The 26,319-nt window shown below is 61.1% G+C and carries 27 protein-coding genes; 21 read left to right on the plus strand and 6 right to left on the minus strand.

Going from position 1 to position 26,319, the window contains the following annotated elements:
* Nucleotide 1 precedes the first annotated feature (1 nt).
* From CXQ93_RS07270 to csrA, 10 genes are all read left to right on the plus strand, one after another.
* Nucleotides 2-910 carry a flagellar motor switch protein FliM gene (locus CXQ93_RS07270; protein WP_104109808.1) on the plus strand — a complete coding sequence of 303 codons (909 nt, stop codon included), beginning with the start codon at nucleotides 2-4 and terminating at the stop codon, nucleotides 908-910.
* On the plus strand, nucleotides 907-1,599 hold the full coding sequence (gene fliN / locus CXQ93_RS07275; protein ID WP_104109809.1) for a flagellar motor switch protein FliN: 693 nt from the start codon (nucleotides 907-909) through the stop codon (nucleotides 1,597-1,599). The genes CXQ93_RS07270 and fliN overlap by 4 nt, the downstream gene beginning before the upstream one ends.
* Nucleotides 1,600-2,067, plus strand: coding sequence for a flagellar biosynthetic protein FliO (gene fliO / locus CXQ93_RS07280; RefSeq protein WP_104109810.1), 468 nt, complete (start codon nucleotides 1,600-1,602; stop codon nucleotides 2,065-2,067).
* Between the two features lie 83 nt (nucleotides 2,068-2,150).
* On the plus strand, nucleotides 2,151-2,921 hold the full coding sequence (gene fliP, locus CXQ93_RS07285) for a flagellar type III secretion system pore protein FliP (protein WP_104110271.1): 771 nt from the start codon (nucleotides 2,151-2,153) through the stop codon (nucleotides 2,919-2,921).
* Entirely contained in the window at nucleotides 2,918-3,190 is a 273-nt protein-coding gene (gene fliQ, locus CXQ93_RS07290; protein WP_104109811.1) for a flagellar biosynthesis protein FliQ, read from the plus strand. Before fliP ends, fliQ begins: the two co-directional genes overlap by 4 nt.
* A 12-nt stretch (nucleotides 3,191-3,202) precedes the next feature.
* Nucleotides 3,203-3,973 (plus strand): flagellar biosynthetic protein FliR, encoded by a 771-nt coding sequence (locus CXQ93_RS07295; RefSeq protein ID WP_104109812.1) that lies wholly within the window; start codon nucleotides 3,203-3,205, stop codon nucleotides 3,971-3,973.
* Complete coding sequence (locus CXQ93_RS07300) at nucleotides 3,963-5,078, plus strand: flagellar biosynthesis protein FlhB (RefSeq protein WP_104109813.1); 1,116 nt, start codon at nucleotides 3,963-3,965, stop codon at nucleotides 5,076-5,078. The genes CXQ93_RS07295 and CXQ93_RS07300 overlap by 11 nt, the downstream gene beginning before the upstream one ends.
* An 83-nt stretch (nucleotides 5,079-5,161) precedes the next feature.
* On the plus strand, nucleotides 5,162-7,174 hold the full coding sequence (locus tag CXQ93_RS07305; RefSeq protein WP_258068789.1) for a flagellar biosynthesis protein FlhA: 2,013 nt from the start codon (nucleotides 5,162-5,164) through the stop codon (nucleotides 7,172-7,174).
* Entirely contained in the window at nucleotides 7,152-8,150 is a 999-nt protein-coding gene (locus tag CXQ93_RS07310; RefSeq protein WP_146073184.1) for a hypothetical protein, read from the plus strand. Before CXQ93_RS07305 ends, CXQ93_RS07310 begins: the two co-directional genes overlap by 23 nt.
* A gap of 36 nt (nucleotides 8,151-8,186) precedes the next feature.
* Nucleotides 8,187-8,441: a carbon storage regulator CsrA gene (gene csrA, locus CXQ93_RS07315; RefSeq protein ID WP_104109816.1), complete on the plus strand. Its 255-nt coding sequence runs from the start codon at nucleotides 8,187-8,189 to the stop codon at nucleotides 8,439-8,441.
* 31 nt (nucleotides 8,442-8,472) lie between these two features.
* On the opposite strand, the gene CXQ93_RS07320 is transcribed toward csrA, so the two are convergent.
* From CXQ93_RS07320 to CXQ93_RS07330, 3 genes are all read right to left on the minus strand, one after another.
* Nucleotides 8,473-9,978 (minus strand): stealth family protein, encoded by a 1,506-nt coding sequence (locus tag CXQ93_RS07320; RefSeq protein WP_219817340.1) that lies wholly within the window; start codon nucleotides 9,976-9,978, stop codon nucleotides 8,473-8,475.
* A 266-nt stretch (nucleotides 9,979-10,244) separates the two neighbouring features.
* Nucleotides 10,245-10,739 (minus strand): hypothetical protein, encoded by a 495-nt coding sequence (locus CXQ93_RS07325; protein ID WP_104109817.1) that lies wholly within the window; start codon nucleotides 10,737-10,739, stop codon nucleotides 10,245-10,247.
* A 407-nt stretch (nucleotides 10,740-11,146) separates the two neighbouring features.
* Nucleotides 11,147-11,569 carry a hypothetical protein gene (locus CXQ93_RS07330; RefSeq protein WP_104109818.1) on the minus strand — a complete coding sequence of 141 codons (423 nt, stop codon included), beginning with the start codon at nucleotides 11,567-11,569 and terminating at the stop codon, nucleotides 11,147-11,149.
* 248 nt (nucleotides 11,570-11,817) lie between these two features.
* On the opposite strand from CXQ93_RS07330, the gene CXQ93_RS07335 reads away from it, so the two are divergent.
* Nucleotides 11,818-13,353 carry a M20/M25/M40 family metallo-hydrolase gene (locus tag CXQ93_RS07335; RefSeq protein ID WP_104109819.1) on the plus strand — a complete coding sequence of 512 codons (1,536 nt, stop codon included), beginning with the start codon at nucleotides 11,818-11,820 and terminating at the stop codon, nucleotides 13,351-13,353.
* Between the two features lie 91 nt (nucleotides 13,354-13,444).
* Here the strand turns inward: CXQ93_RS07335 and CXQ93_RS07340 are convergent, their stop codons facing one another.
* A complete protein-coding gene (locus CXQ93_RS07340; protein WP_104109820.1) occupies nucleotides 13,445-14,149 on the minus strand; it encodes a TetR/AcrR family transcriptional regulator in 705 nt (234 codons plus the stop codon).
* A gap of 175 nt (nucleotides 14,150-14,324) precedes the next feature.
* Here CXQ93_RS07340 and CXQ93_RS07345 point away from each other — a divergent pair, with 175 nt between their 5' ends.
* The 3 genes from CXQ93_RS07345 to CXQ93_RS07355 all read left to right on the plus strand — a co-directional run bounded on the left by CXQ93_RS07345 (nucleotide 14,325) and on the right by CXQ93_RS07355 (nucleotide 18,189).
* Entirely contained in the window at nucleotides 14,325-15,722 is a 1,398-nt protein-coding gene (locus CXQ93_RS07345; protein ID WP_104109821.1) for an NAD(P)/FAD-dependent oxidoreductase, read from the plus strand.
* Between the two features lie 62 nt (nucleotides 15,723-15,784).
* Entirely contained in the window at nucleotides 15,785-16,666 is an 882-nt protein-coding gene (locus CXQ93_RS07350) for a universal stress protein (RefSeq protein WP_104109822.1), read from the plus strand.
* Nucleotides 16,663-18,189 (plus strand): APC family permease, encoded by a 1,527-nt coding sequence (locus tag CXQ93_RS07355; protein WP_104109823.1) that lies wholly within the window; start codon nucleotides 16,663-16,665, stop codon nucleotides 18,187-18,189. Before CXQ93_RS07350 ends, CXQ93_RS07355 begins: the two co-directional genes overlap by 4 nt.
* Nucleotides 18,190-18,345: 156 nt before the next feature.
* Here the strand turns inward: CXQ93_RS07355 and CXQ93_RS07360 are convergent, their stop codons facing one another.
* The gene (locus CXQ93_RS07360) at nucleotides 18,346-18,708 is read right to left on the minus strand and encodes a DUF5997 family protein (protein ID WP_181036111.1); all 363 of its coding nucleotides are present in this window, start codon (nucleotides 18,706-18,708) and stop codon (nucleotides 18,346-18,348) included.
* Nucleotides 18,709-18,797: 89 nt separating this feature from the next.
* On the opposite strand from CXQ93_RS07360, the gene CXQ93_RS07365 reads away from it, so the two are divergent.
* The 3 genes from CXQ93_RS07365 to CXQ93_RS07375 all read left to right on the plus strand — a co-directional run bounded on the left by CXQ93_RS07365 (nucleotide 18,798) and on the right by CXQ93_RS07375 (nucleotide 21,161).
* Nucleotides 18,798-19,601, plus strand: coding sequence for a substrate-binding domain-containing protein (locus CXQ93_RS07365; RefSeq protein WP_104109824.1), 804 nt, complete (start codon nucleotides 18,798-18,800; stop codon nucleotides 19,599-19,601).
* A gap of 163 nt (nucleotides 19,602-19,764) precedes the next feature.
* A complete protein-coding gene (locus tag CXQ93_RS07370; RefSeq protein WP_104109825.1) occupies nucleotides 19,765-20,781 on the plus strand; it encodes a pirin family protein in 1,017 nt (338 codons plus the stop codon).
* Nucleotides 20,782-20,816: 35 nt separating this feature from the next.
* Entirely contained in the window at nucleotides 20,817-21,161 is a 345-nt protein-coding gene (locus tag CXQ93_RS07375; RefSeq protein ID WP_104109826.1) for a GNAT family N-acetyltransferase, read from the plus strand.
* Nucleotides 21,162-21,365: 204 nt separating this feature from the next.
* Here CXQ93_RS07375 and CXQ93_RS07380 read toward each other — a convergent pair whose 3' ends face one another.
* The gene (locus tag CXQ93_RS07380) at nucleotides 21,366-21,629 is read right to left on the minus strand and encodes a hypothetical protein (RefSeq protein WP_146073185.1); all 264 of its coding nucleotides are present in this window, start codon (nucleotides 21,627-21,629) and stop codon (nucleotides 21,366-21,368) included.
* A 321-nt stretch (nucleotides 21,630-21,950) separates the two neighbouring features.
* Here CXQ93_RS07380 and CXQ93_RS07385 point away from each other — a divergent pair, with 321 nt between their 5' ends.
* The 4 genes from CXQ93_RS07385 to CXQ93_RS07400 all read left to right on the plus strand — a co-directional run bounded on the left by CXQ93_RS07385 (nucleotide 21,951) and on the right by CXQ93_RS07400 (nucleotide 26,249).
* On the plus strand, nucleotides 21,951-22,553 hold the full coding sequence (locus CXQ93_RS07385; RefSeq protein WP_104109828.1) for an NADPH-dependent FMN reductase: 603 nt from the start codon (nucleotides 21,951-21,953) through the stop codon (nucleotides 22,551-22,553).
* Between the two features lie 278 nt (nucleotides 22,554-22,831).
* Complete coding sequence (locus tag CXQ93_RS07390) at nucleotides 22,832-23,851, plus strand: proline racemase family protein (RefSeq protein WP_258068711.1); 1,020 nt, start codon at nucleotides 22,832-22,834, stop codon at nucleotides 23,849-23,851.
* Between the two features lie 32 nt (nucleotides 23,852-23,883).
* Nucleotides 23,884-25,140, plus strand: a complete 1,257-nt coding sequence (locus CXQ93_RS07395; RefSeq protein ID WP_104109829.1) for a sensor histidine kinase — start codon at nucleotides 23,884-23,886, stop codon at nucleotides 25,138-25,140.
* 440 nt (nucleotides 25,141-25,580) lie between these two features.
* Entirely contained in the window at nucleotides 25,581-26,249 is a 669-nt protein-coding gene (locus CXQ93_RS07400) for a response regulator transcription factor (protein ID WP_104109830.1), read from the plus strand.
* The last annotated feature ends 70 nt before the right edge of the window (nucleotides 26,250-26,319 follow it).

Genomic DNA, 26,319 nt, shown 5'->3' on the forward strand with positions numbered 1-26,319 from the left:
TATGCCCGTTCTCTCGCCTGTTTCACAGCTGCCCGCTTCCCGGGCCAACAAGGTGGTTGAGGCATACGATTTTCGGCGCCCCACAACACTGGCCCGTGAGCACAGCCGCGTCCTGGAATTGGCCTTTGAAACATTCGCCAGGCAGTGGGGGACGCAGCTAACCACCAAAATCAGGACCGGTTCCGCCGTCGTCACCGAGCAGGTGACCATGGCGAGTTATGACGAGTATGCGGCTTCCCTGCCCGCATCGACGGCCATGGTGTTGTTTTCACTGGATGGCCAAGAGTCCCGCGGTGTCATTCAATTCCCGTCCGAGGCGGCGCTCTTCTGGGTTACGCGCATGCTCGGTGGAGCCTCCACGGCAACGATCCCCGACCGCAAGTTCACCCAAATTGAGCATGCCTTGGTGAAACGCCTCATGGAGGACGCGCTCGAGGACCTGCGGTACTCCTTCGGATCGCTGCTTGCGCAGGTGCCAACGGTTCATGGCATCCTTTTCAATTCGCAGTTCGCCCAGGCGGCCGCCACAGACACCTTGATGATTGTTGCCGGGTTCACCGTCCGGGTGGGGGAGCACAGTTGGCATGCCACCATTGCGCTCCCGGCCGAGATTCTGGTGCAGCAATTGGGCAGCAACAACCCGCTCAGCGACGCAGCGGCGGCTCCGGCCCAGCTGCGCGCCCAAGTGGGGGAAGTCCCGGTGGAGGTGGCCCTGGCCTTGGCCCCGGTGCCTGTCACCCCCAACACCATCTTGAATTTGTCGGTGGGAGATGTCTTGACGCTTCCCCACCCCACCGCCAGGCCGTTTGACCTGACAGTGGGGGGCAAACCGATTGCCCGGGCCATAAGCGTGACCCACGGGTCACGCAAGGCCGGGCAAATTGTTACAACTGAGGGGACAAACTCATGAGCACCACCTTGGCAACCCAGGCTGCAGCCTCCGCGCTGGCCAAGCTGCTGCCTTCCCCGTCACCGCTGTCAGCAACGGTGACGCCCACTGGGGCGGTGCCCGCCGGAGCAATGGGTGTGGCAGTGGACTATGTGGGCCGGCACTCGGCGGAGCTGGCGCTGGTGCTGTCCTCCAGGGCCGAGGATTCCTTGCGTCTGGCCGGAGGATCGGGGCCGTTCTCGCTGCCCGACGTCTTGCGCCCCGCGTTCGAGGCGGCAACTGCTGACCTTGGTTCAGGAGTTTTGGGTGAGGTGACGGAGAGTGGTGCAGTCGTCCTCTTTGCAGATCCCGGTGCAACCGTTTTTCAGTTACTCGACGGCGGCGCCGACCAGGACCCGTATGCCTGGTTGGCCATCAAGATCCGCAACTCAGCCACAAACGGCGGCGGTGAGCTGAGCGCGGCAAACTTGGGACGCATCCACGACGTTGAAATGGCGTTGTCGGTGGTCATTGGCCGCACACGCATGAGCGTGGCCAATGTCCTGGGACTCGAGCCGGGCAATGTTGTGGACCTGGACCGCTCGGCTGGTTCCCCCGCCGACGTGCTGCTCAATGGCCGCCTTATTGCGCATGGAGAAGTAGTTGTTGTGGACCAGGACTATGCCGTGCGCATCACCAAGATCCTTGACACAGCAGAGACGGTTGGCTAGGTGGACGCGTTCCTCCTGGTACTGCGGGTGGGACTTGCCCTCACAGTAGTCATGGTGCTCCTGTGGATGGCGCAAAAGCGTTTCTCCCGTGGCGGGAGTACAGGCGGGCAGGCGCCGGTTGAGGTGGTTGGCCGGCGCAATGTGGGCCAGAAAGCGTCGGTGGTTGTGATTGAATGTGCCGGCCAGCGCTTTCTGCTCGGTGTCACCGAACACTCCATCAACGTCCTGCACACCTCCGATGCGCCCATTGCGGTGCCCGAACTGGACATTGCTGAATTGGGGATTGTGAGCGACCCCGTCTTTGAGGAGGTACTCAAGGCCGCCGGTGAACCCGCCCTGCGCCGCGACCATGCCGCACGCCGGCTCCGCCAACCGGCTCCAGGTGCTGGCGCCCTGCACGGGACAATCTTTGCCCGCAGCACCTGGACACAGGCGGGCGCCGCAGTAAGAAAAGGCTTGAATCGGTGAGCCGAGCCTTCGTGCACCCGCGCAGCTGGGTGCAGGCCGTCGTCGTCGGGGTCCTGCTGCTGACCGTACTGTACCTGCTCGCCATGCTCAACGCTGCGCCTGCGCACGCCATCGGGGTCATGGCCCCCGCCGACCCGCTGGAACCAACACCGCCTACAGATCCGAGCACACCGGATACGGGTGGGGGCGTCAATCTAACCGTCAACGGTTTGGGCGGGACGCCGAGCTCCTCGATTGTCACCCTTCTGGCCGTCACCTTGCTGTCAGTGGCTCCGGCGCTACTGCTGATGATGACGTCCTTCACGAAAATCTTCGTGGTGCTGGCCATGACACGCAACGCGATAGGCCTGCCCACCATACCGCCGAACCAGGTGCTTGCAGGCTTGGCCCTCTTCCTGTCCCTTTTCATCATGTCTCCCACCCTCATCGACATTAACACCACCGCCGTTCAGCCATTTTTGAACGGCACGGTGGACGTCAACAAGGCCTTCGAGCTGGCCGGGACGCCGTTGCGCCAGTTCATGCTGCCGCACACGCGTGAGGCGGACATTGCCCTGATGACCCGTGCCGCGAACAGGGAAAACCCGGAATCGCCCGACGCCGTGCCCATGCTGACGCTGATCCCCGCCTTCATGATTTCGGAGCTGCGCGCAGCGTTCATCATCGGATTTGTCATCTTCATCCCCTTCCTGATCATTGACCTGGTGGTTTCCTCGGCACTGATGTCGATGGGCATGATGATGCTCCCGCCCGTCATGATCTCGCTGCCGTTCAAAATCTTATTGTTCATCCTGGTGGACGGGTGGGGACTCATCATCACCGCCCTCATTCAAAGTTATTCAGGTGGCCCGTGAATTCCGCAGAAGTCTTGAATATTGCCGTCCAGGCCCTGTGGGTGGCTGCAAAATTGTGTGCCCCGATCCTGATTACGGCACTCGTGGTGGGCTTTGCCGTGTCCCTGATGCAATCCATCACCCAGATTCAGGAAGCAACCCTGTCGTTTGTGCCCAAAGCCGTGGCCGTGGTGATAGCCCTTGTTATTTGCGGGCATTGGATGATCACCGAAATTGTGACGTTCACGCACCAGCTCTTTGACAAGATCCCCGCATTGTTGGCCGGGTAGGGCGCAAAAGCCATGAACATCCCCTTGGACCTTGGATGGCTGGAGGCAGCCCTGTTGGCGGTGGTGCGGGTCACCGCCTTCATTGTCATTGCGCCACCCTTTTCCTATAACGCCATCCCGCTGCGCATAAAGGGCATGCTGGCCCTGGGTTTGGGCCTTGCCATGACCAGTCGCGTCACTATTGACCGCGAGGTGAGTGAGACGGGGCCGTTCATTGGCTCCGTCATGCTGGAAGTCGTGACTGGTGCTGCCCTGGGTTTCCTGGTCTACCTGGTGTTTGCTGCCGTCCAGTCAGCGGGCGCGCTCATTGATTTGTTTGGCGGCTTTTCCATGGCCCAGGCGTTCGACCCGCAGTCCATGGTCAACGGCGCCCAGTTCACCCGGCTCTTCCAGATGACAACCCTTGCCCTGCTCTTTGCCTCCGACGGATATCAGCTCATCATTGGCGGGCTGGCCAGATCCTTTGATGCCATCCCTCTGGGCGGCGGCCTTGACCTGACCAATCCGGTGGAGGCAATGGCGGGCGCCGTGACCCAAATGTTTGTGGCGGCCGTGCAAATAGCCGGACCCTTGCTGGTCATCTTGTTCCTTGCCGACGCCGGACTGGGACTCCTGACGCGCGTGGCCCCGGCCCTGAACGCATTCGCACTGGGCTTCCCCCTGAAGATCATGCTGACACTGTCGCTGGGCGGGATGCTCCTACTTGCGTTGGGACCTGTTGTGGCGTCCCTGGTGACCTCAGCCATGACCGCGTTGACGGGGGTGATCAGCCGTGGCGGATGAGCCCAGCGGGGAAAGAACCGAACAAGCCACCGACAAACGCATGCGCGAGGTGCGCCAGAAAGGGCAACTCTCCCGTTCCCAGGACCTCACGGCCTGGGTGGGGGTCGGGGCAGCCGTCATCATGATCCCCAACGTCATTACGCGAGCCACAGACGCCCTGGCAGACCAGATGTTCACTGTGACAGCAGTCGCAGCCAATCCCGAGGTGCCCGCTGCGCTCCAGGCCATGGAAAACGGGCTTTCCTCCCTCGCAGGCATTCTGGGGCTCTTGTTCGTTGCGGTCGTGGTGGCCGTACTGGCGGCAGCCGTGCTGCAGGGCGGCGTGCGCTTTAAGCAGTTCAAACCCAAATACGAACAATTCAACCTGCTCAAGGGCCTCAAAACAGTTGTGGGCACCCAGGCTCTCTGGAATGGTGCCAAGTCACTGTTGAAGACAGCCGTGGTGGGTCTGGTTTTGTACATTGTTGTCCAAGGTTTGAGCACCACCTTGTTGGGGGCCGGTGCACTGCCGATCTCCGAAATGCTGGCCACGGCCGGGCAGGGGCTGGTGCAACTGATTCAGTACGCCGTGGCTGCCGGGATGATATTGGCCGTGGCTGACGTCTTTGTGGTCTCCAAACGCAACCGGAAAAAGACCCGGATGACCAAAAAAGAGGTCAAGGATGAGCACAAAAGCACCGACGGCGACCCGCTCGTGAAATCGGCCAGACGCCAACGTCAACTGTCGATGGCACGCAGCCGGATGATGAGCGCCGTGGCAACAGCCGACGTCGTACTCGTCAACCCAACCCACGTGGCAGTGGCGCTGCGCTACAAACCCGGAAAATCGGCGCCCCGCGTGGTGGCGAAGGGGGCGGACAGGGTGGCCCAGCGCATCCGTGCCGAGGCCGAGGCGAAAAAGGTGCCCATGGTCAGGGACATCCCACTGGCCAGGGCCCTGCATGGTTCCTGTGAATTGGGAGCCGAGATTCCCGTGGAGCTGTACAACCAGGTTGCCGCAGTCCTTGCCTTTGTTATGGCGCTGAAGAAACGCGGCAGTGCTTCCGGGACACACCAAATCCTGCCTACCGGGTCGAGCATCCCGGCCGGCCTGGCCCCCGCCTGAACCATCACGCACCATCAACTGCTTTACCCCGTCAAGTTAAGGAATTCGCCGTGAACCGCAATGTGTCCGCACTGGCCATCCCCATGGGTGTGGTCGGCATTGTGCTGCTCCTTGTAGTGCCCATCCCAACCCTGTTGCTGGACATCTTGATCATCATCAACATCGTGTTTGCGCTGCTGGTGCTCATGAACACCATGTTTGTGAAGAAGCCGCTGGACTTCTCCGTGTTCCCGTCACTGCTGCTGGTTGCCACGTTGTTCCGGCTGGGATTGAATGTGGCCTCCACCCGTCTTGTCTTGGGCCAGGCGCATGCCGGACAAGTCATCCAAGCCTTCGGTGAGGTGACTGTCGGGGGAAACCTGATCATTGGTGCCGTGATCTTCCTGATCCTTGTTGTCATTCAATTCGTTGTGGTCACCAAGGGAGCCGAGCGGGTTGCCGAGGTTGGGGCCCGCTTCACCCTTGACGCCATGCCAGGCAAGCAGATGGCCATTGACGCCGACCTGAACTCGGGCCTGATCACCGATGCCGAAGCCAAGGAACGCCGCGTGGAGGTGTCCGCCGAGGCCGACTTCTACGGCGCCATGGACGGTGCCTCCAAGTTCGTCAAGGGCGACGCCATTGTGGGCATCATCATTATCATCATCAACCTCATTGGTGGCATCGCCATCGGCATGCTTCAGCGCGGCATGGACCTGGCCGACGCCGTGCACACCTACTCCCTGCTCTCCATTGGAGACGGCCTGGTGACGCAGATCCCGGCACTGTTGATGGCCGTGGCCACAGGTATGATTGTCACCCGTTCCAACGCCTCCAGCGACATGGGTACGACGGCGGCCCTGCAGTTGACCCAGTCACGCCCGGCTCTGATGGTGGCCGGGATCGCGGCGATCATTATGGCGGTCATTCCAGGCATGCCTGTGCTGTTGTTCCTGAGTGTTGGTGCCCTGCTGTTGTTTATGGGGCAACGGGTCAAGGCTGCCGAAACCGCTGCGGTCAAGACGGCAGCCCTGGAGGCAATGCCATCAGCCCCACGGGCCGAAACCACCGAGGATATCATTGAACAAATGCGTGTCCAGCCCCTGGAAATTCAGCTTGCCACCGACTTGGTGGACCTGGTCAACGGCTCCGCCGATGACCTGCTGGCACGCATTCGTGCACTGCGGCACAAGGTGGCCATGGAGCTTGGCATAGTGGTTCCGCCGGTGCGCACCCGTGATCACGTTGAGCTGCCGCTGTCCAGTTATGTCATCCGCATCGCCGGAGTGGAGGCGGGGCGTGGCACGGCGCCTGCCGGACGTGTCCTGGCATTGGGGGACAACCTGTCGTCACTGCCGGGCACACCCACTGTGGAGCCCGTCTTTGGGTTGGCCGGAAAATGGGTGCCGGCGGAGATGCGGCACAGCGCCGAAATCGCTGGAGCCACAGTGGTGGACAGGGTTTCGGTGCTGGTCACGCACCTCTCCTCGGTGGTCACAGCGAATGCCGCCAGGCTGCTCAGCCGCGAGGATGTCCGGGTGCTGACGGAGGGTGTCAAGGAGACCTCGCCATCCACTGTTGAGGAGCTGATCCCCGGGCTCATGTCCCTGGGTGAGGTGCAACGTGTGCTGCAGGGGCTGCTCGCGGAGCAGGTGCCGATCAACGACCTGCCCAGAATTTACGAGTCCTTGTCTCTGCAGGCAAAGAAGAGCGCCGACGCCGAGGGCCTCATCGAAGCGGGTAGGGCCGCCCTTGGCCCCGTGGTTGCAGACAAGTACCTGGAAAATGGCTCCCTGACAGTACTGATGATTGATCCTGCCCTGGAGCAATCGCTGCTGGAGGGGCTTCGCCCTTCCGAACTGGGCACCCAAATTGTGGTTGACCCAAGCCGCGTGGAGGGGTTCCTGACTTCCATCACGGAGTTGTTTGCGGACGCCGAAGCGGGCGGGCGCAGCCCCGTCCTGGTTTGTGCCCCTGCGTTGCGACCCGCCATCTGGCGGCTCGTGTCCGGACGCGTCAAGGGACTGCCGGTGCTTTCCTATACGGAGGCGACAGCCGGGAACCCCATCATCGAAACAGTAGGAGTAGTGCGCAGTGCCCACTCAATTTCAGCTTAGGGGCCACAGCCTGGAGAGTTTGCGCTGGCAACTCTTTGAAAAATATGGGGCGGCGGCCCGCATCGTTCGTGCCGAAAGGATCCAGACGGGTGGGCTGTTCGGCATCGGCGCCACCACCTCCTTTGAAGTCATGGTTGAGGTTGACACAATGCCGGCGTTGGGCCGTGCCTTCGGTGAAACGGGCGTCCAGGTTCGCGCTGCCTCCGCCCGCCGATCTGCTGCCCCGAAGCGCGGCCTGGGCGATCTGTTGGCCCAAGCCGACAGGGCCGACGACGCCCGGCCGTCTGGATCCGTACGGGCCATCGAAGCCCGGCCGTCCCGATCCGCCCGGGCCATCGACGCGAAGCCCGACTTTGATGCCATCCTGGAACAGATGGCCGGGGCAGGCTCCGGTGTTCCAGACTTCGGTGCGCGCGATGCTGGCGGGGCAGCGGCGGCCGGTCCCGGCACAGCCTCCCAGGATGAGGGCTCCGCCCAGGACGTGAGGGCAACTCCGCGGCCGTCAACCGTGCCCGGGGACCTGATAGTCCTGGCGGGGATTCGCGACCAACCGCTGATCACCGCGTGGAGCATGGCCGGCGACCTCCAGAACGGGGCCAAACTGCTCACCGCCGGGGACCACCGTTCCAACGATGTCAGCCACGTGTTCCTTGACAGTGTTGAGGTGACGAAGGCGCAGGCCCAGGCGGCCGGTGATGGGAAACCGCTGTTGATAGCATTTAGCTTTGGACAGCGTGGATCCTCAAACCTTTCCATGCTGGCCTCGCTGCGGCCCCAGCAGCTGTGGTTGGTGGTGGATGCGGCTCATAAACCCGAAGACACTCAATCCTGGGTTCGGCGGGCCTGCAGGTATTCAGTCCCCGACGCCCTGGCTGTTCTTGGCGCCACGGACACCGCGACCCCTGAGAGCGTCAACGAGCTCAAACTGCCTGTTGGCTGGGTCGACGGGCGCCAGTCAACAACAAGTGAACTTTAGAAACAACCCCATCTGCACATCCATGGAAGGAACCGCATGCTGGTATTGACACGCAAGATCGGCGAAAAGATCGTCATTGGCGGAAACATAACTGTGACTATCCTCGACGGCGGGCGCGGCGAAGGAGTCCGCATTGGGATTGAAGCACCGCGAGACGTCAGCATTCACAGAAGCGAGGTTCTCGAGGCTGTCTCTGAAAGCAACGTGGAAGCCGTGGAAGGCTCAACAGGCCCTGCCGCTGAAAACTCCGAGCAACTGATCCTGGCAGCACTGGGCCTGACCGGTCCGTAGGCGGACGCCGGTGCCCGGGCCACGGGGTGTCTTACTTTTCCCATGGAGCCTTGATGGGAAAGTATTTTTCCAAAAAGTCCGTGACCAGTTCGCGGCGTTGGTCCGGCGCTGCGTCACCGGAACTGCCGTCATTGAGGCAGAGGAAATCGGCGCACCGCTCCGCCAAGATCTTCCCCAGTGACGCCAGTCCGGCTGTACTGGCGGTATCCACGTAGATGCCCAGGCCGTCCGCATGCATGACCGCCCGCCCCGTCAGCAGGGCGTAGTAGTGGTACAGGGAATTTGTGACTGAAATGTTTTCCGCTGCACGGAAGGTGCTGGCCGCGGTGGCGGCAAACTCCGCGGCAAACTCCTGCTCCAACTCTGCCAGAACCGAGTTGCGCAGTGGTGCTGCGCTGTGTTCCAGATGGTGGGTGGTGAAGGTGCCAAAGCGGTCCCACAGAAGGCGGCGATTAACCCGGGCGGAGTTCTCAAAGCCGCTCCGCTCTGCATCGCTTTCGCCGAGGCCTATGCGGTTGGGGGACAGCATGAAGCGGGTAATTCCGCCTGCCGTGAAGAACATGTCCGGCGACAGGGGGCGGCCAAAGAACATGTCGTCATTGGAATATAGGAAATGTTCACTCAATCCCTCAATATGGTGCAGTTGGGACTCCACCGCCATGGAATTGTGCGTTGGCAGGACGGTTGGATCGACAAAGTGTTCATGGCTGCGAACCAGGGTTACGCTAGGGTGGGCGGCCAGCCACACCGGGGCGGGGGAGTCCGTGGCAATAAAGATGTGCCTGATCCATGGGGCAAACATATGCACCGAACGCAATGCGTATTTGAGCTCATCCACGTGGCGGAACCTTGATTCATGGTCATCGCCCTCACCCAGGACCGCCGTTGCCTCCAGGGCGCGGCGGGATTCAAGGTATGCGGGGGCGCTGCCGTCCACCCAAGAAAACACCATGTCTATCTCGAAGCGGACATCAAAAACGTGGTCAATAAACATGTTTTCAATGGTTGGCCAGCTGCGACCGTAAAGTTCCACGGTGCTGCGCCGGGCCTCGCGGGGGTCTAGGACGCGCCGGGTGATTGAGTTCTCCTGGGGCAGTTCAATCTGCGTGCCGGCGAATGACCACAGTTCAATCTGCACGCCCCACGCTGCGCCGTAGTACAAGCCGCCGCTGGGCTCGAGCCGGGGCCGGAAAAGCCTGAAAATTCGTGTTTCGCCGGAGCGTCCCAGGGCGCCATCGGCGAGGAGGATGGTGGATTTTTTGGTGTCAACGCTGCGGGCATAGAAAGGTTCCCTCGCGAAGGCTGTTGCCAAGGCGCGCTCCAATGTGGGCCGCAGCGAGGTGTCGATGGCAAGCACCGGCCGCTGATCGTTGCCCCGGACCAGTAGATACTCGATGCCGCATGCATCCAAAACCTCCCGCACGGCCAAGAGATCAGCCACCATAGCACCATGCGGTGTGAGCGCCGCACTGCTGTCGGCGCGGTTGATCAACGCCAGCCGTCCCCGGTGGCGCATCACGTCAGTGCGCGCGAGCATGGCGCTCAGGCCGGGCGATGGCGGCGCCGAGGCATTGGCGCTTGGGGTGCTGGGCACGGCAGGCTCCTTCGAAGGCAAGGCGGGCAAGCCACGCCAGCCCTGCAGTGAGCTTACCGCGCCGGAACCTGGCCCACGCGGAACACATGCGCCGGGTCAAAGTGCTGGGCCAAGACTGTCAATTTCTCCAGCACAGCGAGTGTGTAGCCGGCGGCAAATCCGTTAGCTCCGTCAGCTGTTGAGAAGTTGGGTAGGGTGCCGCCAAATGCCTAGGGCGACTTGGTGCCCAGCAGCCCGGCCGAGTGCGCCCTGATGGCAGGAAGCTCCGGCGGTGGTGCGACGCCCACCGTGTGCAGGCCAAAGGAGGCGCTGCGGTGGCACAGGGCGTTGGGCACTTGCCCGTCCCGGGCGAGGGTGCCACCCAGTTGCCTGATCTCCACCATGAGCTGGGGCGAGGCGCTGTCCGGGCCGGCCGCCTCCAACAAGGTGTCTGCCGCTGCAATGCTGAATTTTCCCGCCAAAGGCTCGGGCACCCCTGGCATGGGTGGCAGTTGCATCAGGGCAATGGAGGTGATGGCCGCCAACGGCAGTGTGGGGCACCACTGGGTCCATGTCTGCAGGGCCGTTTCAACGTCGGCAGACCCGAAGAAGAGCGCGCCGGTGTAGATGTGGCGCAGCCGGAGCAGGCTGAATTCCATTTTTGTGACGATGCCTAGGGAACCTTTGCCGCCCCGCAGGCCCCAGAAGAGGTCCGGCGCTGACATGGCGCAGCACGCCGTCGCCCGTCACCACGCCCATGGACAGGACCCTGTTAGACGCGGCGCCAAATGTTCTGGCCATGGGGGTGTAGTCGGCCACCGCTGGCAAAGCCGGCCACGCTGACTCCCGCCGCTGAACCGCTCAGGCCCGCCAGGCCTAGGCTCTCGCAGCCGGACGACACTGTTTTCCACGTAACGCCGGCTCCCGTGGAGGCGGGGCCGCGACCACGTGCCGAGTCGCCCACGGAGCATGCGTCCAGCGAGCGGGTGTGGCTGGCGTGTCACTGGGTTTCATGGTTCCCTCCGGGAAGAGGCCGCAGCGCAATGCTGAAGGCCCCAGACGGCCGACGTTAAAGAGTGCCATCGTGAGGGTTGTCTGGCCACCCTTTTCTTCTCGGCGCAGGCTTTCCCGGCTAGCTGCTCCGGGCGGGGCGTTTGCGGTTGAAAATCAAGGCCACGGCAATGCCTGCCAGCCAGAAATCCTTTGCCAAGGGCGTGCCGATCGACGTGGGGCGGACGCCGTCCTGCTCGGTCATGCCCGGCCCCTTGAGATAGGTAGCTACGAGGCCGCCAGAAAACGCGCCCAGTGCCAGCCCGGCCAGTCGGCTGGAAATGAACGGCGTCAGGAGCAGCGTGCCAATGCCGATCTCGGAATAGCTCAAGTACTTGCCGAATTTTTCTGGTGCCAGTTTGCCCACCTGGGGAATCGCCCGCTGCGCCATTTGCTGCAGGCCCGCGGCTTGCTCCGCCGGGAGACTGAGCTTGTTGATTCCGGAGTTGAGAATGAACGCCCCGGAAACAAGGCGGAGAGCTGCGTTGCTGATACTGAATCCCATAATTTTCTCCCATGTACAAAAGTGGTGGCCTGTGGTTCAGCCTAAGGTTCCATTCCTGCCATGGCTAGTGCTGGCGTCCACTGCCCAAGGAGCGGCCGTCAAGACAAGATGGCAAAAATTAGCCAAAAGGACCGAATCTTGACCCTTAAGGTAACGATTTGGAAACGGTACTTCCGGCGAGATGCAGCATAGGGAAACCTCGGCAGGGTGGAATGGCTCCCACTTGGGAGCAAATCTAAGGAGACACCATGAGAACAAGAGCTTTGCTGGTAGCCGGGGTGGTCGTTGCGGCCATGCTGGTTCCAGTAACGGCCGCGTCAGCCGTGGATGACGTCAACACCAACAAATTACGCAAGTCGGTAACGGTGAGCGGAATCATGGCGCACGAACGCGTGCTCCAGAGAATTGCCAAAAACAATGGCGGAACACGAGCATCGGGGACGCCCGGCTATGCGGCCTCCGCCGACTACGTCAAGAAGCAGTTGAAGAAGGCCGGCTACAAGGTCACCGAGCAGAAGTTTGAGTTCCCGTTTTACCAGGAAGTCACCCCGGCCACCCTGAGCCAGGTCTCGCCGTCGTCGATCCCCTACGAGACGGAATCCATGCAGTACTCGGGCAGTGGAGCCGTGACCGGGGGGCTGATTGCCACCACAAACGTTGTCATTCCGGCAACCCCGCTGCCCAGTTCAGCCTCCGGGTGCGCGGTGGGGGACTTTGTTCCCGCTTCCGCAACCGTGCCCCAGGTCGCGTTGATTCAGCGAGGCACCTGCAACTTCTCCGTCAAGGTAGACAACGCGGTTGCGGCCGGGTATGAAGCGGCAGTGATCTTCAATGAGGGCAACCCAGGCCGGACAGACCTTCTGAGTGGAGTCACACTTGGGGCTCCGGCAGCCATTCCCGTGGTTGGCATCAGCTACGCGGACGGAGTGGCGCTTTACAATGCCACCGTGGCTGGGGCCACCAGCGTTGCTGTCAGCACAGACATCATTAATGAAACCCGCACCACCACCAACATCGTCGCCGATTCCCCCAAGGGCGACAAAAACAAAACAGTGGTGGTGGGCGCTCATCTGGATTCAGTGCTCGAAGGTGCGGGAATCAATGACAACGGCAGCGGCACGGCTGTGATTCTCGAGACGGCGATCCAGATGCAGAATCTGAATATTAAGCCTCGCCAGCAGGTGCGTTTCGCCTTCTGGGGTGCCGAGGAGTCCGGCTTGCTAGGTTCCACGCACTACGTGGCGAGCCTCGAAGATGCGCAGCTGTCAAAAATCTACGCGAATCTGAACTTCGACATGCTCGGCTCGACCAACTACGTGCGATTCGTTTATGACGGTGACGGTTCCGACGAGGCCAATGGTCTGGGAGGCCCTCCGGGATCGGCCCAGATTGAGTCGGTATTCAACGACTACTTCGCAGCGCAGGGCTTGGCGAGTGCGCCGACGGCGTTTGACGGCCGCTCGGACTATGGCCCGTTCATCGAAGTTGGCATCCCGGCCGGCGGACTGTTTAGTGGAGCAGAGGGCCTGAAGAGCGACGAGGAGGCGGCCATCTATGGTGGCACAGCTGGCGCTCCCTACGACGCTTGCTATCACCAGGCCTGCGACACCGTGAACAATCTGAGCACGGCGGCGTTGAACGAGCTCGGTGACGCCACGGCGCATGCCGTCATGACCCTGGCAACCACCAAGTCCGGGTTCTTCGAGGATGGCAGCAGAAGGGCCGCACGTCCGGAGATCTCCGTGGATGACATGCCGTACTGGGGCAGCGGACTGGTCCGCTAGGTCGCAGCTTGTGCTGAACAAGCAAGGCTGTTCAAGGGCCCGGTCTACTGCTGATGCGGCAGATCGGGCCCTTGTTGTGTCTAAGTCGCGCTCACACTGTGCCCGGCCCCAACGTTGCTGCGAGCCCGGCAATCATTGCTTTCAGTCCCAGCGTGAACGCGGCATCAGCGTCATTGCTCCGGGCCGCTGCGGCACAAGCGCCCACCCCCCGTTGCTCCACGGCCTCGCTGAAGTGCGGAGCCTGAGGGGCGAGCGTCCCGGCGTCGAAAATATCGGCGGGTGCGTTGACGTCATAGGCCGAACCGTAAATAAACGACTCCAGCGCCACGACGGCGTCAATGACGGATTCCGGAGCCCAGCCAGCCCGCAGAAATCCGTTCGTAACGGCCTCGTACATGGTGATGGTTGCCGGTGCGTTGGTGACCGGCAGCAGTGCAATGACAGGGATCAGCGGCAGATGTGCGGCGAAAACGTCCCTGTAAGAGCGTGCCCAGCTGGCCACCGCAGCGTCCCATGGTTCGGTGGCGAACGCAGAAACATTCACGCGGCCCATGAGGTGATCCTCAACAAGCAGCAGCACATCCTGCTTTGAACGGACATGGTTGTAAAGAGCTGATGGCGCCACATTCAATGATCTGGCCAAGGCCGCCATGGTCAAGCCCTTGTAGCCGTCATGGCTTATTAACTTAAGTGCCGCCTTGGTGATCCGCGCCGAACTCAGCAGTGCCTGCGGGGGCCGGCCGGCCCGGCGTCGCGATTGATGCAGTTCCGCAGTCTCAGCCAAAGCCAATCCCATTCCTCATCCTTGATCCTTACGCAATGTCCTCGCGCAGCTTCGTCAGGCACCTAGGCGCAAATTTCTTTGGCCTACCCCTTTACGGCAGGAGGTGACGTCCATTACAGTCTATTCTAAATGAACGGCATTCATTTAGTGAAGCGCATCACGGAAAATTTTGCAGGAGAGGGACACAATGACATCGGCAGAAAACCCCGTCACGTTCAATCGCGACGTTGTCATCATCGGCGCCGGACCATCAGGACTGACAGCCGCGCACGAACTGAAAAAAGCGGGCCTGAGTGTTGCAGTCTTGGAGGCCCGCGACCGAGTTGGCGGGCGCACCTGGACTAACACGATCGACGGCGCCTGGCTGGAGATTGGCGGCCAGTGGGTCTCCCCGGACCAGACGGCCCTGATCGGCCTGCTCGATGAACTGGGTTTGGACACCTACTCGCGCTACCGTGACGGGGATAGCGTCTACATCGCCCCCGACGGCACCCGCACCCGCTACACCGGCGAAATGTTCCCGGTCGCCGCGGACACCGAGTCCGAGATGAACAAGCTCATCGACACCCTCGACGCGCTCGCAGCCCTCATGGACCCCGCCGCACCCTGGGCGCACCCGCAGGCTCGCGAATTAGACATCATCTCCTTCCATCATTGGCTGCGCACCCAGTCCGGCAACGAGGAAGCCTGCAATAACATCGGCCTGTTCATTGCTGGCGGCATGCTGACCAAGCCCGCCCACGCCTTCTCGGCCTTGCAAGCGGTCTTCATGGCAGCCTCCGCCGGCTCCTTCAGCAACCTCGTTGACGACAACTTCATCCTCGATAAGCGCGTGGTGGGCGGCATGCAGGGCGTTTCCCTCGCGATCGCCAAGGAGCTCGGCGCGGACGTGATCTTGAACTCTGCTGCCCGGACTGTCCGTTGGGAGGAGAACGACGGCGGCTACCTCGCCACCGTGACTTCCGACGGCGCTACCGTCACCGCCAAGCGGGTGATCATGGCCGTTCCGCCCAACCTTTACAGCCGGGTCTCCTTCGATCCGCCGCTGCCGCGGCGCCAGCACCAGATGCATCAGCACCAATCCCTGGGTTTGGTCATCAAGGTTCATGCGGTCTATGAGACCCCGTTCTGGCGGAAAGACGGGCTGTCCGGCACCGGCTTTAGTGCCTCCTCGTTGGTTCAGGAGGTCTATGACAACACGAACCACCAAGACCCCCGCGGCACCTTGGTTGGCTTCGTTTCCGACGAAAAGGCCGACTACGCTTTCACGCTTTCCCCGGAGCAGCGCAAGAAGGAAATTACCGCATCGCTCGCGGAATTCCTTGGCGATGCTGCTGCTGAACCAGTGGTCTACTACGAATCCGATTGGGGCTCGGAAGAGTGGACCCGTGGTGCCTACGCCTCCAGTTACGATCTAGGCGGCTTGCACCGCTACGGTCCCGACCAGCTGACACCCGTGGGACCCATCCACTGGTCCTGTTCAGATCTGGCCGCTGAGGGCTATCAGCACGTGGACGGCGCCGTCCGCATGGGGCAGTTCACCGCCACTGCCCTGATCAAAGACTTGGTCAAAGATCTGGCGTAGTACGCATGGCAACAACCCCATGACAATAACCCCCTGATCACAACGTCCTGAGGAGGACCCCTATGCGGTATGTAGTTGGATATACGGCCAACGCCCGTGGCGGCGATGCCGTCAACCTGGCTGTGGCCCTGGCCCGCCGTCAGGGGGCCATCTTGGATCTGGTCATGGTGATGCCCCAAGATTCGCCCTACAACGGCGCTTACCCGCCTGTGTCGGGCATTGGCGACATCCTGGCTGAGCAGGTTTCGCAATGGGTGGAGGAGGGGTTGGCCTTGATCCCGGAGGACGTCCCCGCGCAGGCCCACATCCAGCGCGGAGAATCCGAGGCCGAAGCGCTCATTGCTGCGGCGCAGGAGTTGGGGGCTGGGCTGCTGGTGATTGGGGCCAGCAGCACAGGACTGTTCAAGCGGTTCTCCATCGGTTCGGTTGCCAGCTCTTTGCTGCACGCCTCAACGGTCCCGGTGGCTCTTGCCCCGTCGGGTTACAGCCGCACCGAACCCATTACGCGACTGACCTGCGCGCTCGGCACTCGCGTGGGGGCGCAGGAAGTCCTCGCCGTTGCTCTGGCGATGGCTAAGCGCCGCTGCCTGCCTTTGCGGCTGGTCTCCCTCGTGGCGCTAGGTCCTGGAGAGTCGGATGCCACCGTCCAGGACGCGCAAGCCCACCTGAATGGCGTTGCCCAAGCCAGCCACACACTGGCCGCCGACGCACTGGAAACGCTTAAGCCCGACGTCGTGGTTGGCACCGGGCGAACCATTGAGGACGCCGTTGACCGGCTGGACTGGCAGGACGGTGAGCTGTTGATGATTGGCTCCAGCCGTCTGGCCCACAGCAAATCGATCTTCTTAGGCGCCACCGCCAACCGCATCCTGCGCGCACTTCCGGTCCCCATGATCGTGGTTCCGCGCGACTTCGAAATTCCAGACGAAGAGGCCATCTTATGAGCACCCGCGATACTGCCGCAAAAACCACTACCGGGCTGAGCGAGAAGGGCCTGAAAGCCGGATCGGTGGGCTTGATTGGCGCCGTCGTGATTGGCATTTCCTGCATCGCACCGGCATATACTTTGACGGCCGCCCTAGGCCCCACAGTGTCCGAGGTGGGCGTGCACCTGCCAGCCATCTTCCTGGTGGGGTTCATCCCCATGCTGCTCGTGGCCCTGGGCTACAGGGAACTCAACAATGCCATGCCCGACGCCGGGACCTCCTTCACGTGGGCATCGCGCGCCTTTGGGCCGTGGCTCGGTTGGATGGGCGGTTGGGGCTTGATCGCGGCAACCATCATTGTGCTTTCCAACTTGGCGGCCGTGGCGGTGGACTTTTTCTATCTGATGCTGGCGCAAATCTTCTCAAATCCGTCGCTGGCGGATCTGACAACCGTGCTCCCATTGAACATCGCCACCACGTTGGTCTTCATTGCCGGTGCATGCTGGATTTCCTACCGTGGCATGGAAACCACCAAGACCTTCCAGTACGTCTTGGTGGCTTTCCAGCTGTTGGTACTGGGCTGGTTTGCCATAGCTGCATTCGCCCATGTTGCCAACGGCACGGCCTTTGACGCCACGGCCATCCAAGCTGATTGGTTCAACCCTTTCGCTGTGGAGTCGTTCTCCCAGTTTGCTGCTGGGGTTTCCTTGTCCATCTTCATTTTTTGGGGCTGGGATGTCACCCTCACCATGAACGAGGAAACCAAGGACCCGGAAAAGACTCCGGGGCGGGCGGCCACCGTCACGGTGGTAGTCATCATGGTCATCTACATGACAGTCTCCTTGGCCACGCTGGCGTTCGCAGGAATTGGCACGGAGGGCCTCGGCGCAGGCAACCCGGAGAATCAGGGCAGCATCTTCGCTGTCCTGGCCGGACCCGTTATGGGGCCGTTCGCGATTCTGATGTCGTTGGCCATCTTGAGCTCATCGGCGGCATCGTTGCAGTCAACGTTTGTGTCCCCGGCCAGGACGTTGCTGTCCATGGGGCACTACAAGGCGTTGCCCCAAAGCTTCAGCAAGATCAGCCCCACGTACAAGTCGCCCAGCTACGCCACCATTGCGGCGGCCATCGCTGCTGCTGCTTTCTACGTTGTGACGCGCACCCTCTCGGAAAATGCCTTGTGGGACACCATCACGGCCTTGGGCATGATGATCTGCTTCTACTACGGCATCACGGCGCTGGCCTGCGTATGGTATTTCCGGGCAGAGGCCTTCCATGGCATCCGGAGCTTCTTCTTCAAGTTCTTGGCCCCACTGGTGGGCGGGGTGATCTTGCTGGTCATGTTCTTCAAGACCGCCTACGACTCCATGGACCCGGCGTACGGCTCCGGCTCCAACATTGCCGGAGTGGGGCTGGTATTCATCCTCGGGGCCGGAGTGATTCTGCTGGGCGCAGTCTTGATGCTGATCATGAATTGGCGTCACCCGGAGTTCTTCAAGGGCAAGGTCCTGCGCCGCGGAAGCCAAGCGTACAACCCCTAGGGGCGGGTGCGTTTCCAGCGACGGTCTCAAAGTACAAACTCAAAGCACAAATGCCGCCGTTACTGCTTATTGCCCACATTGTTCTGGGGGGCAATAAGCAGTAACGGCGGCATTTAAGGTCCTTGTGCGGGAGGCCTGACTGCCGGAAAGGGCAGGTTAGCTCTTCGGGCGGCGGGCCGCTTCGCGGTCCTTGGCCAGCTTTGCTTCGGCGCGAGCCTTGGCGTGCACGGCACGTTCCTCAACCAACCATGCCGGGGGAGCCTGCAGCAACGCGGTGATTTCCGCCGTCGTGAGTGCCTCGGTGATGTTGGAGCGGTTAAGTCCACCAATAGAGATGTTCAACTTCTGCGCAATGACGGGGCGCGGGTGCGGTCCGCTGCGACGCAATTCGGCGAGCCACTCCGGGGGAGTGTCCTGCAAAACCTTGAAGTCCTCCCGGCTGATCGCGTTCTCTTGGAATTCTGCGGGAGCCGCGGGCAGGTGGATGCCCAGCTTCTTCGCCGCTGTAGCGGATTTCATGGCTTGGGGGGAAGGATTAATGCTCATACATCAAGGGTACCGGTGCGCGGGCGGTAGTTTAGGGGAAAACGGTGCGTTAGGGTAAATAGGTGTCTGAATCCCGCGAACTTACAGTGACCTTTGTCCCGGGTGTGACCCCCGGAAAGTGGATCCACCGCTGGGAGGAGCGCATGCCTGGCGTGCCGCTCGTGTCCACCCCTGTGCCAGAATCCCGGCAGCTGGATGCCGTGCGCGCTGGCGAGGTCGATATGGCGTTCGTGCGACTGCCCGTAGACAAGACCGGTCTGCACGTCATTCCGCTCTACAATGAACTCTCCGTGGTGGTCGCGCCCAAGGACCACCCCATCGCCGCCTTTGACGAGCTCAACGTTGAAGATCTGGCCGACGAATACCTCCTCGCCAACCCGGATGATTTCCCGGAATGGCGCGATATTTCCACCGAAATCGCCGCGGGAACCCGCAAGCCTTTGCCGCCCATGGCCTCCATCGAAGAAGCCCTGGATCTGGTCGAAGCCGGGCTCGGCATCTTGATTCTGCCTATGTCTGTTGGCCGTCTTCTCAGCCGCAAGACGCTGCGTTCACGGTTGCTCCATGGCGTTGCCGAGACCAGCATCGCGTTGGCGTGGATTGATTCCTTCCAGCCGCTGCCCGCTGAAGATGAGGCAGTCATTCAGGAATTCATTGGCGTGGTCCGCGGGCGCAGTGCCAACAGCTCCCGCCAGCCTTCCGTGCAGGCCAAGCAGGACGCTGCCCCGAAGAAGGGCGCCAAGACTGGAAAAAGTACGACGTCGGGACGCACCCCTGCAGCTAAGGGAAAGTCTGTCACGGCTAATCTGCGCGGCGGTGGTCGCCCGGGCGGCAAGGCTCGGGCTGCCAAGCGCGGCCGCCGCTAGGCCCCACGCCCTCCCAAAGTCCAGCCGCTGGCGCGTCTGCACCTTGGGTCCCTCGGGCGCGTGGGCCCACCCGGTCCAGCCGCTGCTCGCACTGCTCGGCGGCCCACCCGCCTCCTCGGCTGGATACCGGGAGTCCTAGAGGTGTTGGCTCTAGACTTGGCCCATGAGCAACCTCGAGGCCAAACCTGATGAAGTGATTTGCGAGTTCGAACAGAACATCGGTGACGCGGAGGTCCTGCCGCCGCGGGCAGTCCCCTTGGGTGGGATCCGGGCGATGGAGGTTCGCAGGACCCTGCCACAGAAGCGTCGCAGCTTGATTGGGGCCTGGTGTTTTGTAGATCATTATGGACCCGATCCGGTCCCCACTTCCGGGGGGATGCATGTGCCCCGGCATCCGCACACCGGCCTAGCAACTGTCAGCTGGCTGTTCTCCGGAAAAATAGACCATCTTGACTCGGCGGGATTCGCCGCCGTCGTAAGGCCTGGCGAGGTGAACCTGATGGTTGCCGGCCGAGGCATTTCACACCAGGAATTCTCCACCGCTGACACCTCGATCCTGCATGGTGCGCAACTATGGTTTGCGCTGCCAGATGCAACTCGCCACATGCCACCAACCTTTGCACACTACGTACCGGAACCTGTCCGCGGTGAGGGCACAGAGTTGCGAGTTTTTTTGGGCTCGCTGGCGGGTTCAACGTCTCCGGTGGCCACCTACACGCCGCCGTTACTCGGTGCCGAAGCTGTGCTGCGTCCCGGATCCCGGCTGGAACTCGAGCTGAATCCGAGCTTCGAATACGGCATCCTGTTGGACACTGGCGATGTGCGTCTAGACGGTGAGCCAGTACCCGTAGACCACCTCGTATATTTGCCCACAGGGCGTTCAGCCTTGCTCTTGGAAGCTGGCCTGAATCCTGCGCGGCTGCTTCTCATTGGCGGGGAACCTCTAGGGGAAAAGATCGTCATGTGGTGGAACTTCATCGGAAGAACCCATGAGGAAATTCTGGCGTATCGTGCGGCATGGCAGGGCGAGATTGGCGTGGAACCGGCTCCGCAGGGAGAAGTCGAAGGCGGATACCCTGACGGGGCCCCTTACCCGCGCTTTGGACCCTTCCCCGACAATATGCCGGATCCCTTGCCGGCGCCGGGCCTGCCCAACGTCCAGCTGCGCCCACGCGGCTAAGGCACACGCGCCAAAAAACTTATTGAGGAGCACTCGTGGATCAGGAATCAACCATTACCGTGCGTCAAAATGCTGACCGTCATCGCTACGAGCTTGTCGACGGCGAGAAGATCATTGGCAAGGCGCATTGGTTGTCATTTGAGCGTGACACCAGCCAGGAGCGGATTTTTTTCCACACCACTGTCGACGAAGAATATGCAGGTCAGGGCTTGGCTGGAAAACTAGCTCACTTTGCGCTTGAGGACACTATTGCTGCCGGGCTGAAAGTAGTGCCCGTGTGCCCCTATATCAAGGTCTATCTACGGAAGCATCCCGAGTACAAGCAGCACGCGGTGATGGTGGAACAAGTACATTTGGACGCGGTCACTGCGGCGGCTTGAGGGGACCTCATGAGCACCCCACGGCGCACCAAGGAAGAGCATAAGACTTGCCACCGCCGCACTTAAACACCTAACCGGCCCCCAACAAGTGGGAGCCGGCGAGTGGATGGCCCCACAATCCCTATGATGCCGGGTTGTTTGGGCCCACGCCCACCAGGTTCCCGGGAAATCGCGCCAGCGATTTTACGGGCCGGTGGGTGGGGACTAGCTTGAAGCGTCGATCTGCTGCTGCTTCTGCTTGTTCACCACGGACTTGACGTGAGTCAGATCCTGGATGACGTTGTTGAGCTGCTTCTTGGAGGTGGGCCAGGTGGTGCCCTTGAAGCGGGTGGCGTCAGGGCCTTCCCAGCGAACGGACTGTGCCTTGCCGTCCAAGTTGCTCATTGCGGAGGTGATCTGGTCGATGGCGTTAGCCAACTTGGAAACCAGTTCTGCCATGTCCTGGGGATCGTTACCAATCATTGCCACGATGTACATCCTTTGCTAGAAAATTCTGCGGTCCTGCCGCGGGGTAACACTCTGGCCGGGAATGTCCGGCTGAGCGATTACTAAGAATCTATCCCGCATTGGCCAGCTCCGTCGATGGGGTGCCCTACCCATGTAGCGCTACCCATGTGCCAAGCCCCAGTTGTCTTTGCTGGCAGCGACGAACGGTTTCACTCCAGGACTCTAGTCACCACAACGGCACTGGACTAGGCTCGAAATCGCGTGAACCTTCAGCATTTAGATACGGTGCGTGGACCGGCCAAGCAATCCGTTCCGGTGCCATCGGCAGATAGGGAAAAAGCAATGGCCACATACAAAATTGGGTATCTCGTGGGAAGCCTGTCCAGCGGATCCATCAACAGAACCCTCTCCAAGGCCCTGATCCGTTTGGCACCCCTTGAGCTTGAATTCACCGAGATCCCCATTGGGGACCTGCCACTGTACAACTCGGATTTCGATAGTGATTTTCCGCCGGCGGGGCAGGCCCTGAAGCAGGCGATCGCAGCCTCCGACGGGATCCTCTTCATTTCACCCGAGTACAACCGGTCCATCCCTGGCGCCTTGAAGAACGCCATCGATTGGGGTTCGCGCCCGTGGGGGACAAACTCCTTTGCCCGCAAGCCCACAGGCATCATTGGAGCTTCCCCTGGCGGCATTGGCACCGCAGTCATGCAGTCCTCGATGCGCAGCGTGTTGAGCTTCCTCGATGCGCCTCAGCTCAACTCTCCTGAGGCCTACATCCGCTTCGACGCGGCGGACTACGGAGACGACGGTGAGGTCAAGAACGCCGACACGGAGGCATTGTTGAGGCACTACATGGACGAATACGGTGCGTTTGTGGCCCGCGTCCTCGATGCCACCGCACCGGGCCATATTGGTGACCAGCACCCGGACTCCAGCAAGTAATCATCGGCTCCCATCCATGAGTGCGGATGAATGGCTGGCCGTCCCCGACCGCTCCATGTCCGCAGGGCAGCACTCCTGAGAGAACGCCGGTTCCTGCCGTAAAGCAATAACCGGCGTTTCTGTGTTGGCAGGGAACTCCGGACGCTGCGTGGACGGGCCGCCATGGCGCATGAATCACCCGGGGAATCATTGACAGGCCAGATGCCCCGTGCCATATTGGCGGCAGTGGTCTAGGACCCGCCCCGGCCACGGTTAGTCACCCCAAGGGAGTCACCGCTGTGAAAGCCGCATTGTGGGAAATTGAGACCTTTGACTATCACACGGCAGGTGAGCCCTTCCGGATTGTGCCGGCGCTGCCCATCGTGATCGAGGGTGGCACAGCACGTGAACGCCGCGAATTCGCTATCAAGGGCGACGCGAACAAGATCCGCAAACTGTTGGTGAACGAACCACGCGGGCATGCCGATATGTATGGCGGGTTCGTGGTGCCACCCAATGACCCCGGAGCGCACTTCGGTGCCTTGTTCTGGCACCGTGAGGGCTTTTCCACTGTTTGTGGCCACGGAACCATGGCTTTGGGGACGTGGGCTGTGCGCAGCGGCTTGGTTCGTGCCCCGGACGACGGCGAGACTGACGTTGTGATTGATATTCCTTCGGGTCGCGTTACGGCACGGATCACCATGGCGGAGGGGAAGGTCCGTGAGGTGGCCTTCCACAATGTTCCCTCCTATGTGGTGGCCAGGGACATTGAGGTCAAAACTGCCGACTTTGGGCGCTTGCGCGTGGACCTGGCCTGGAGCGGGGCGCTGTACGCGTCATTGCCGGCAGCAGCGGCAGGACTGGAGGTCACACCGTCAAACCTGGCCAAGGTGATTGCGGCCGGGCATCAGGTAGCCGCGGGGCTCGCCGGCAACCCTGCCACGCAACACCCCTTCAGCACTGGATTCGAGGGAGTATTTGGGACCATTTTCCACGAGCCGATGACAACCGCCGGGCCAGGGCTGAGGCAGCGCAATGTGAGTGTTTTCGCCGACGGCCAGGTGGCCAGATCGCCCAGTGGCTCAGGTACTGCGGCGAGAGTGGCGCTGCTCAGTGAAGCGGGGGAGTTGGCCGAGGGAGAGATTTTGGAGAACTATTCCATCATTGATTCTCGATTTGCCGCCCGGGTGGTGGACCAAGCGGGGGGCCCTGAGGGTGGGCTGGTGGTGGAAGTGAGCGGACGCTCCTTCCCTGTAGGCCAGGGGAAATTTACGCTGGACGCCGACGACGAGCTCGGGGTGGGATTTGTGTTGCGGTAGCGGTAGCACCCGGGGTCTGGGACGATTGCCAAGTGACTGAATCTACCCGCACCCGTATCGCCAAGCTGCCGCGAGTCCTCAAACCGTGGCGGACCTTCAAGCTTGCGGAATTGTTGCGGGTGGGTAGTTCGCCACTATCGCCGTGGTTGGCCTTCGCCTTTGCTGTTTTTGTCACTGTCTCAGCCTTTGACGACGTGCGTCTTTCTGTCCAGACCAGCCCTGGGGGACAACTCCCGTGGTTGTGGATTTCGTGCACGCTTGCCTATTGGACCGTGTGGATGGCGCTAGCCTTCCGTCCACAATGGGTCGCCGTACTTTTCGTGCTCCAGCTAGCAACCATGCTGCCGCAAGCTGTGATAGGTGGACCACTGTTACTGGCTTTCGGAGCTATTGCCGTGGCAGCATACCGGGCTTCACTGCGCTCACTTACCATCATGGTGGGCGGCTTCTTGGTGTGGCAGATTATCTGGGTGCTCTTCGTTGCGCACATAGGAATGACGCAGTTGTGGGGCTACATTCCCCTCACACTACTCTTCACCGCGCCGGGTTTGGCCATCAAATTACTCCGTGAGCGGGCTCTCCAAGTAGCACTGGATCAAAAAGCAGCCGACGAGACTGCCGCTAGCGCTGCCGTGGATCAGCGTGCAGAGTTGGCGCGCGAACTTCACGATGTTGTGACGCATGGTTTGACCATGATTGCCGTGCAGGCAAACCTTGGCAAGATCTCCAAGGAGGATCTAGCCAAGGAACATGCCCTCACCGAGATTGGTTCAATGGCCAGAAATTCTTTGGATGATCTACGCCGGCTGATCCTGGCCATGCGCACGGACGAGCGGTCATCTGAAGATGCGCCCGCGCAAGACGCCGGGCTAAGGCCAAGCGTAGCTTGCATTGACTTGGAAATGAGCTTTGCAGATATCCAAAAGCAGCTCACCGGCTTGGGTTGCCCCACCCGCATAGAAACCACAGGAGATCTGGACCAGACACCCAACGGCATCCGGCCCACGGTCTTGCGGATTCTGCAGGAGAGCGCCACAAATATTGTGAAGCATTCAGGAAAAGGTGCGCGGTGTGAAATTTCCATGAATGTGGCTCATGATCACCTTGAGTTAGTCATCCGGAATCGAATGACACCAGGTAACCCACGGCTGCCAGTCTCCGGCACTGGACTGGCTGGACTGCGGGAAAGGGCCTCGCGCCTGGGTGGAACCCTTGACTCCGGACCCGACGGCGGCTGGTGGCGCGTCCACGCCATCTTGCCGTTCAAGGATCGCCAAACGTTGCACTAGTACCAGTGTTGCACCAGTACTAGCACAGAGGGGCTGCCGAACCTCTGTGGGACAGCCCTCGGGGATAAACCCTCAAACACTTCAAGGCAAGATTTGGCCATGTGGCCAATTCTTGCCTTTTGAGTACCAAAAGCATGCTCCAAGAGGACAGTCCCGACCGTTTCGCATTGAATGCCGTGGGCTGCCTGCGTAGCGTCAATTGTATTGGGGGGCATCGGGCCTTCGCAGCAGTTGTAGGGCCGGAGTTGGATTCGTCTAGTCCTAATCGATCTTGGAGATCATTATGAATACGCACTATGTAACTACAAGCCGCAACGCGACAGTCAACGGCAAGACGAAGCCCTCAGGCATCTGGCCCTCAGGCTCCTTCCCGGACGTCTCCCGCTGACCTGGAGAATGGATCAGTTCTCCTCATTGCCACAGCTACGTAGACTGTCATCATGAGTGTGATGACTGAAGCTGACGAGACAATTGACATAGTTATTGTTGACGATGAGAAATTCGTGCGCGGAGCGCTACGGACTTATCTGTCTCAAGCCAAGGATCTCGCAGTTGTCGGCGAGGGTGAGAACGGCGAAGATGCCATCCGCCTCGCCCAGGACTGCAAGCCAGACGTATTGCTTATTGACCTCCAGATGCCTGTCATGGATGGCGTTACCGCAATCCGACACATCGTGGCGCAAAATCCGGAGATTGGCATATTGGTGGTCACCGGCCACATCTCTGACGTTCACCTGAGGGCCGCACTCTTGGCCGGCGCCGGGGGGTATGTGGTCAAGGATGCCGAGCCTGAACGAATCGTAGCCGCCGTCAGAGACGTATACGCGGGCGATTGCCCCATCGATCCGGCCGTAGCGCATCTGCTGATCGAGGATCTTCGCGGTAGCCGGCCGGCTACGCGGGCGGAGACGTCAATTGAGCTGACAGGTCGAGAAGAAGAAGTCCTGAAATTGTTGTGCGATGGGCGCAGCAACAGCGAGATCGCAGCCGAACTCTACCTTTCCGAATCCACTGTGAAGTACCATCTGGTGCGGTTGGGGAGGAAGTTCTCCACTCGTGACCGCCTGCAGCTGGTGGTCACGGCGCTGCGCTCAGGACTGGTCGCTTAGTCAGCTCCGCGTCCCATTTACTTTCCTGCCTTAGGCCTAAGTGCGGTGTTATCGGGAACATGTACCGAAA

Source organism: Arthrobacter sp. N199823, from assembly GCF_002929705.1.
Classification (GTDB): domain Bacteria; phylum Actinomycetota; class Actinomycetes; order Actinomycetales; family Micrococcaceae; genus Specibacter.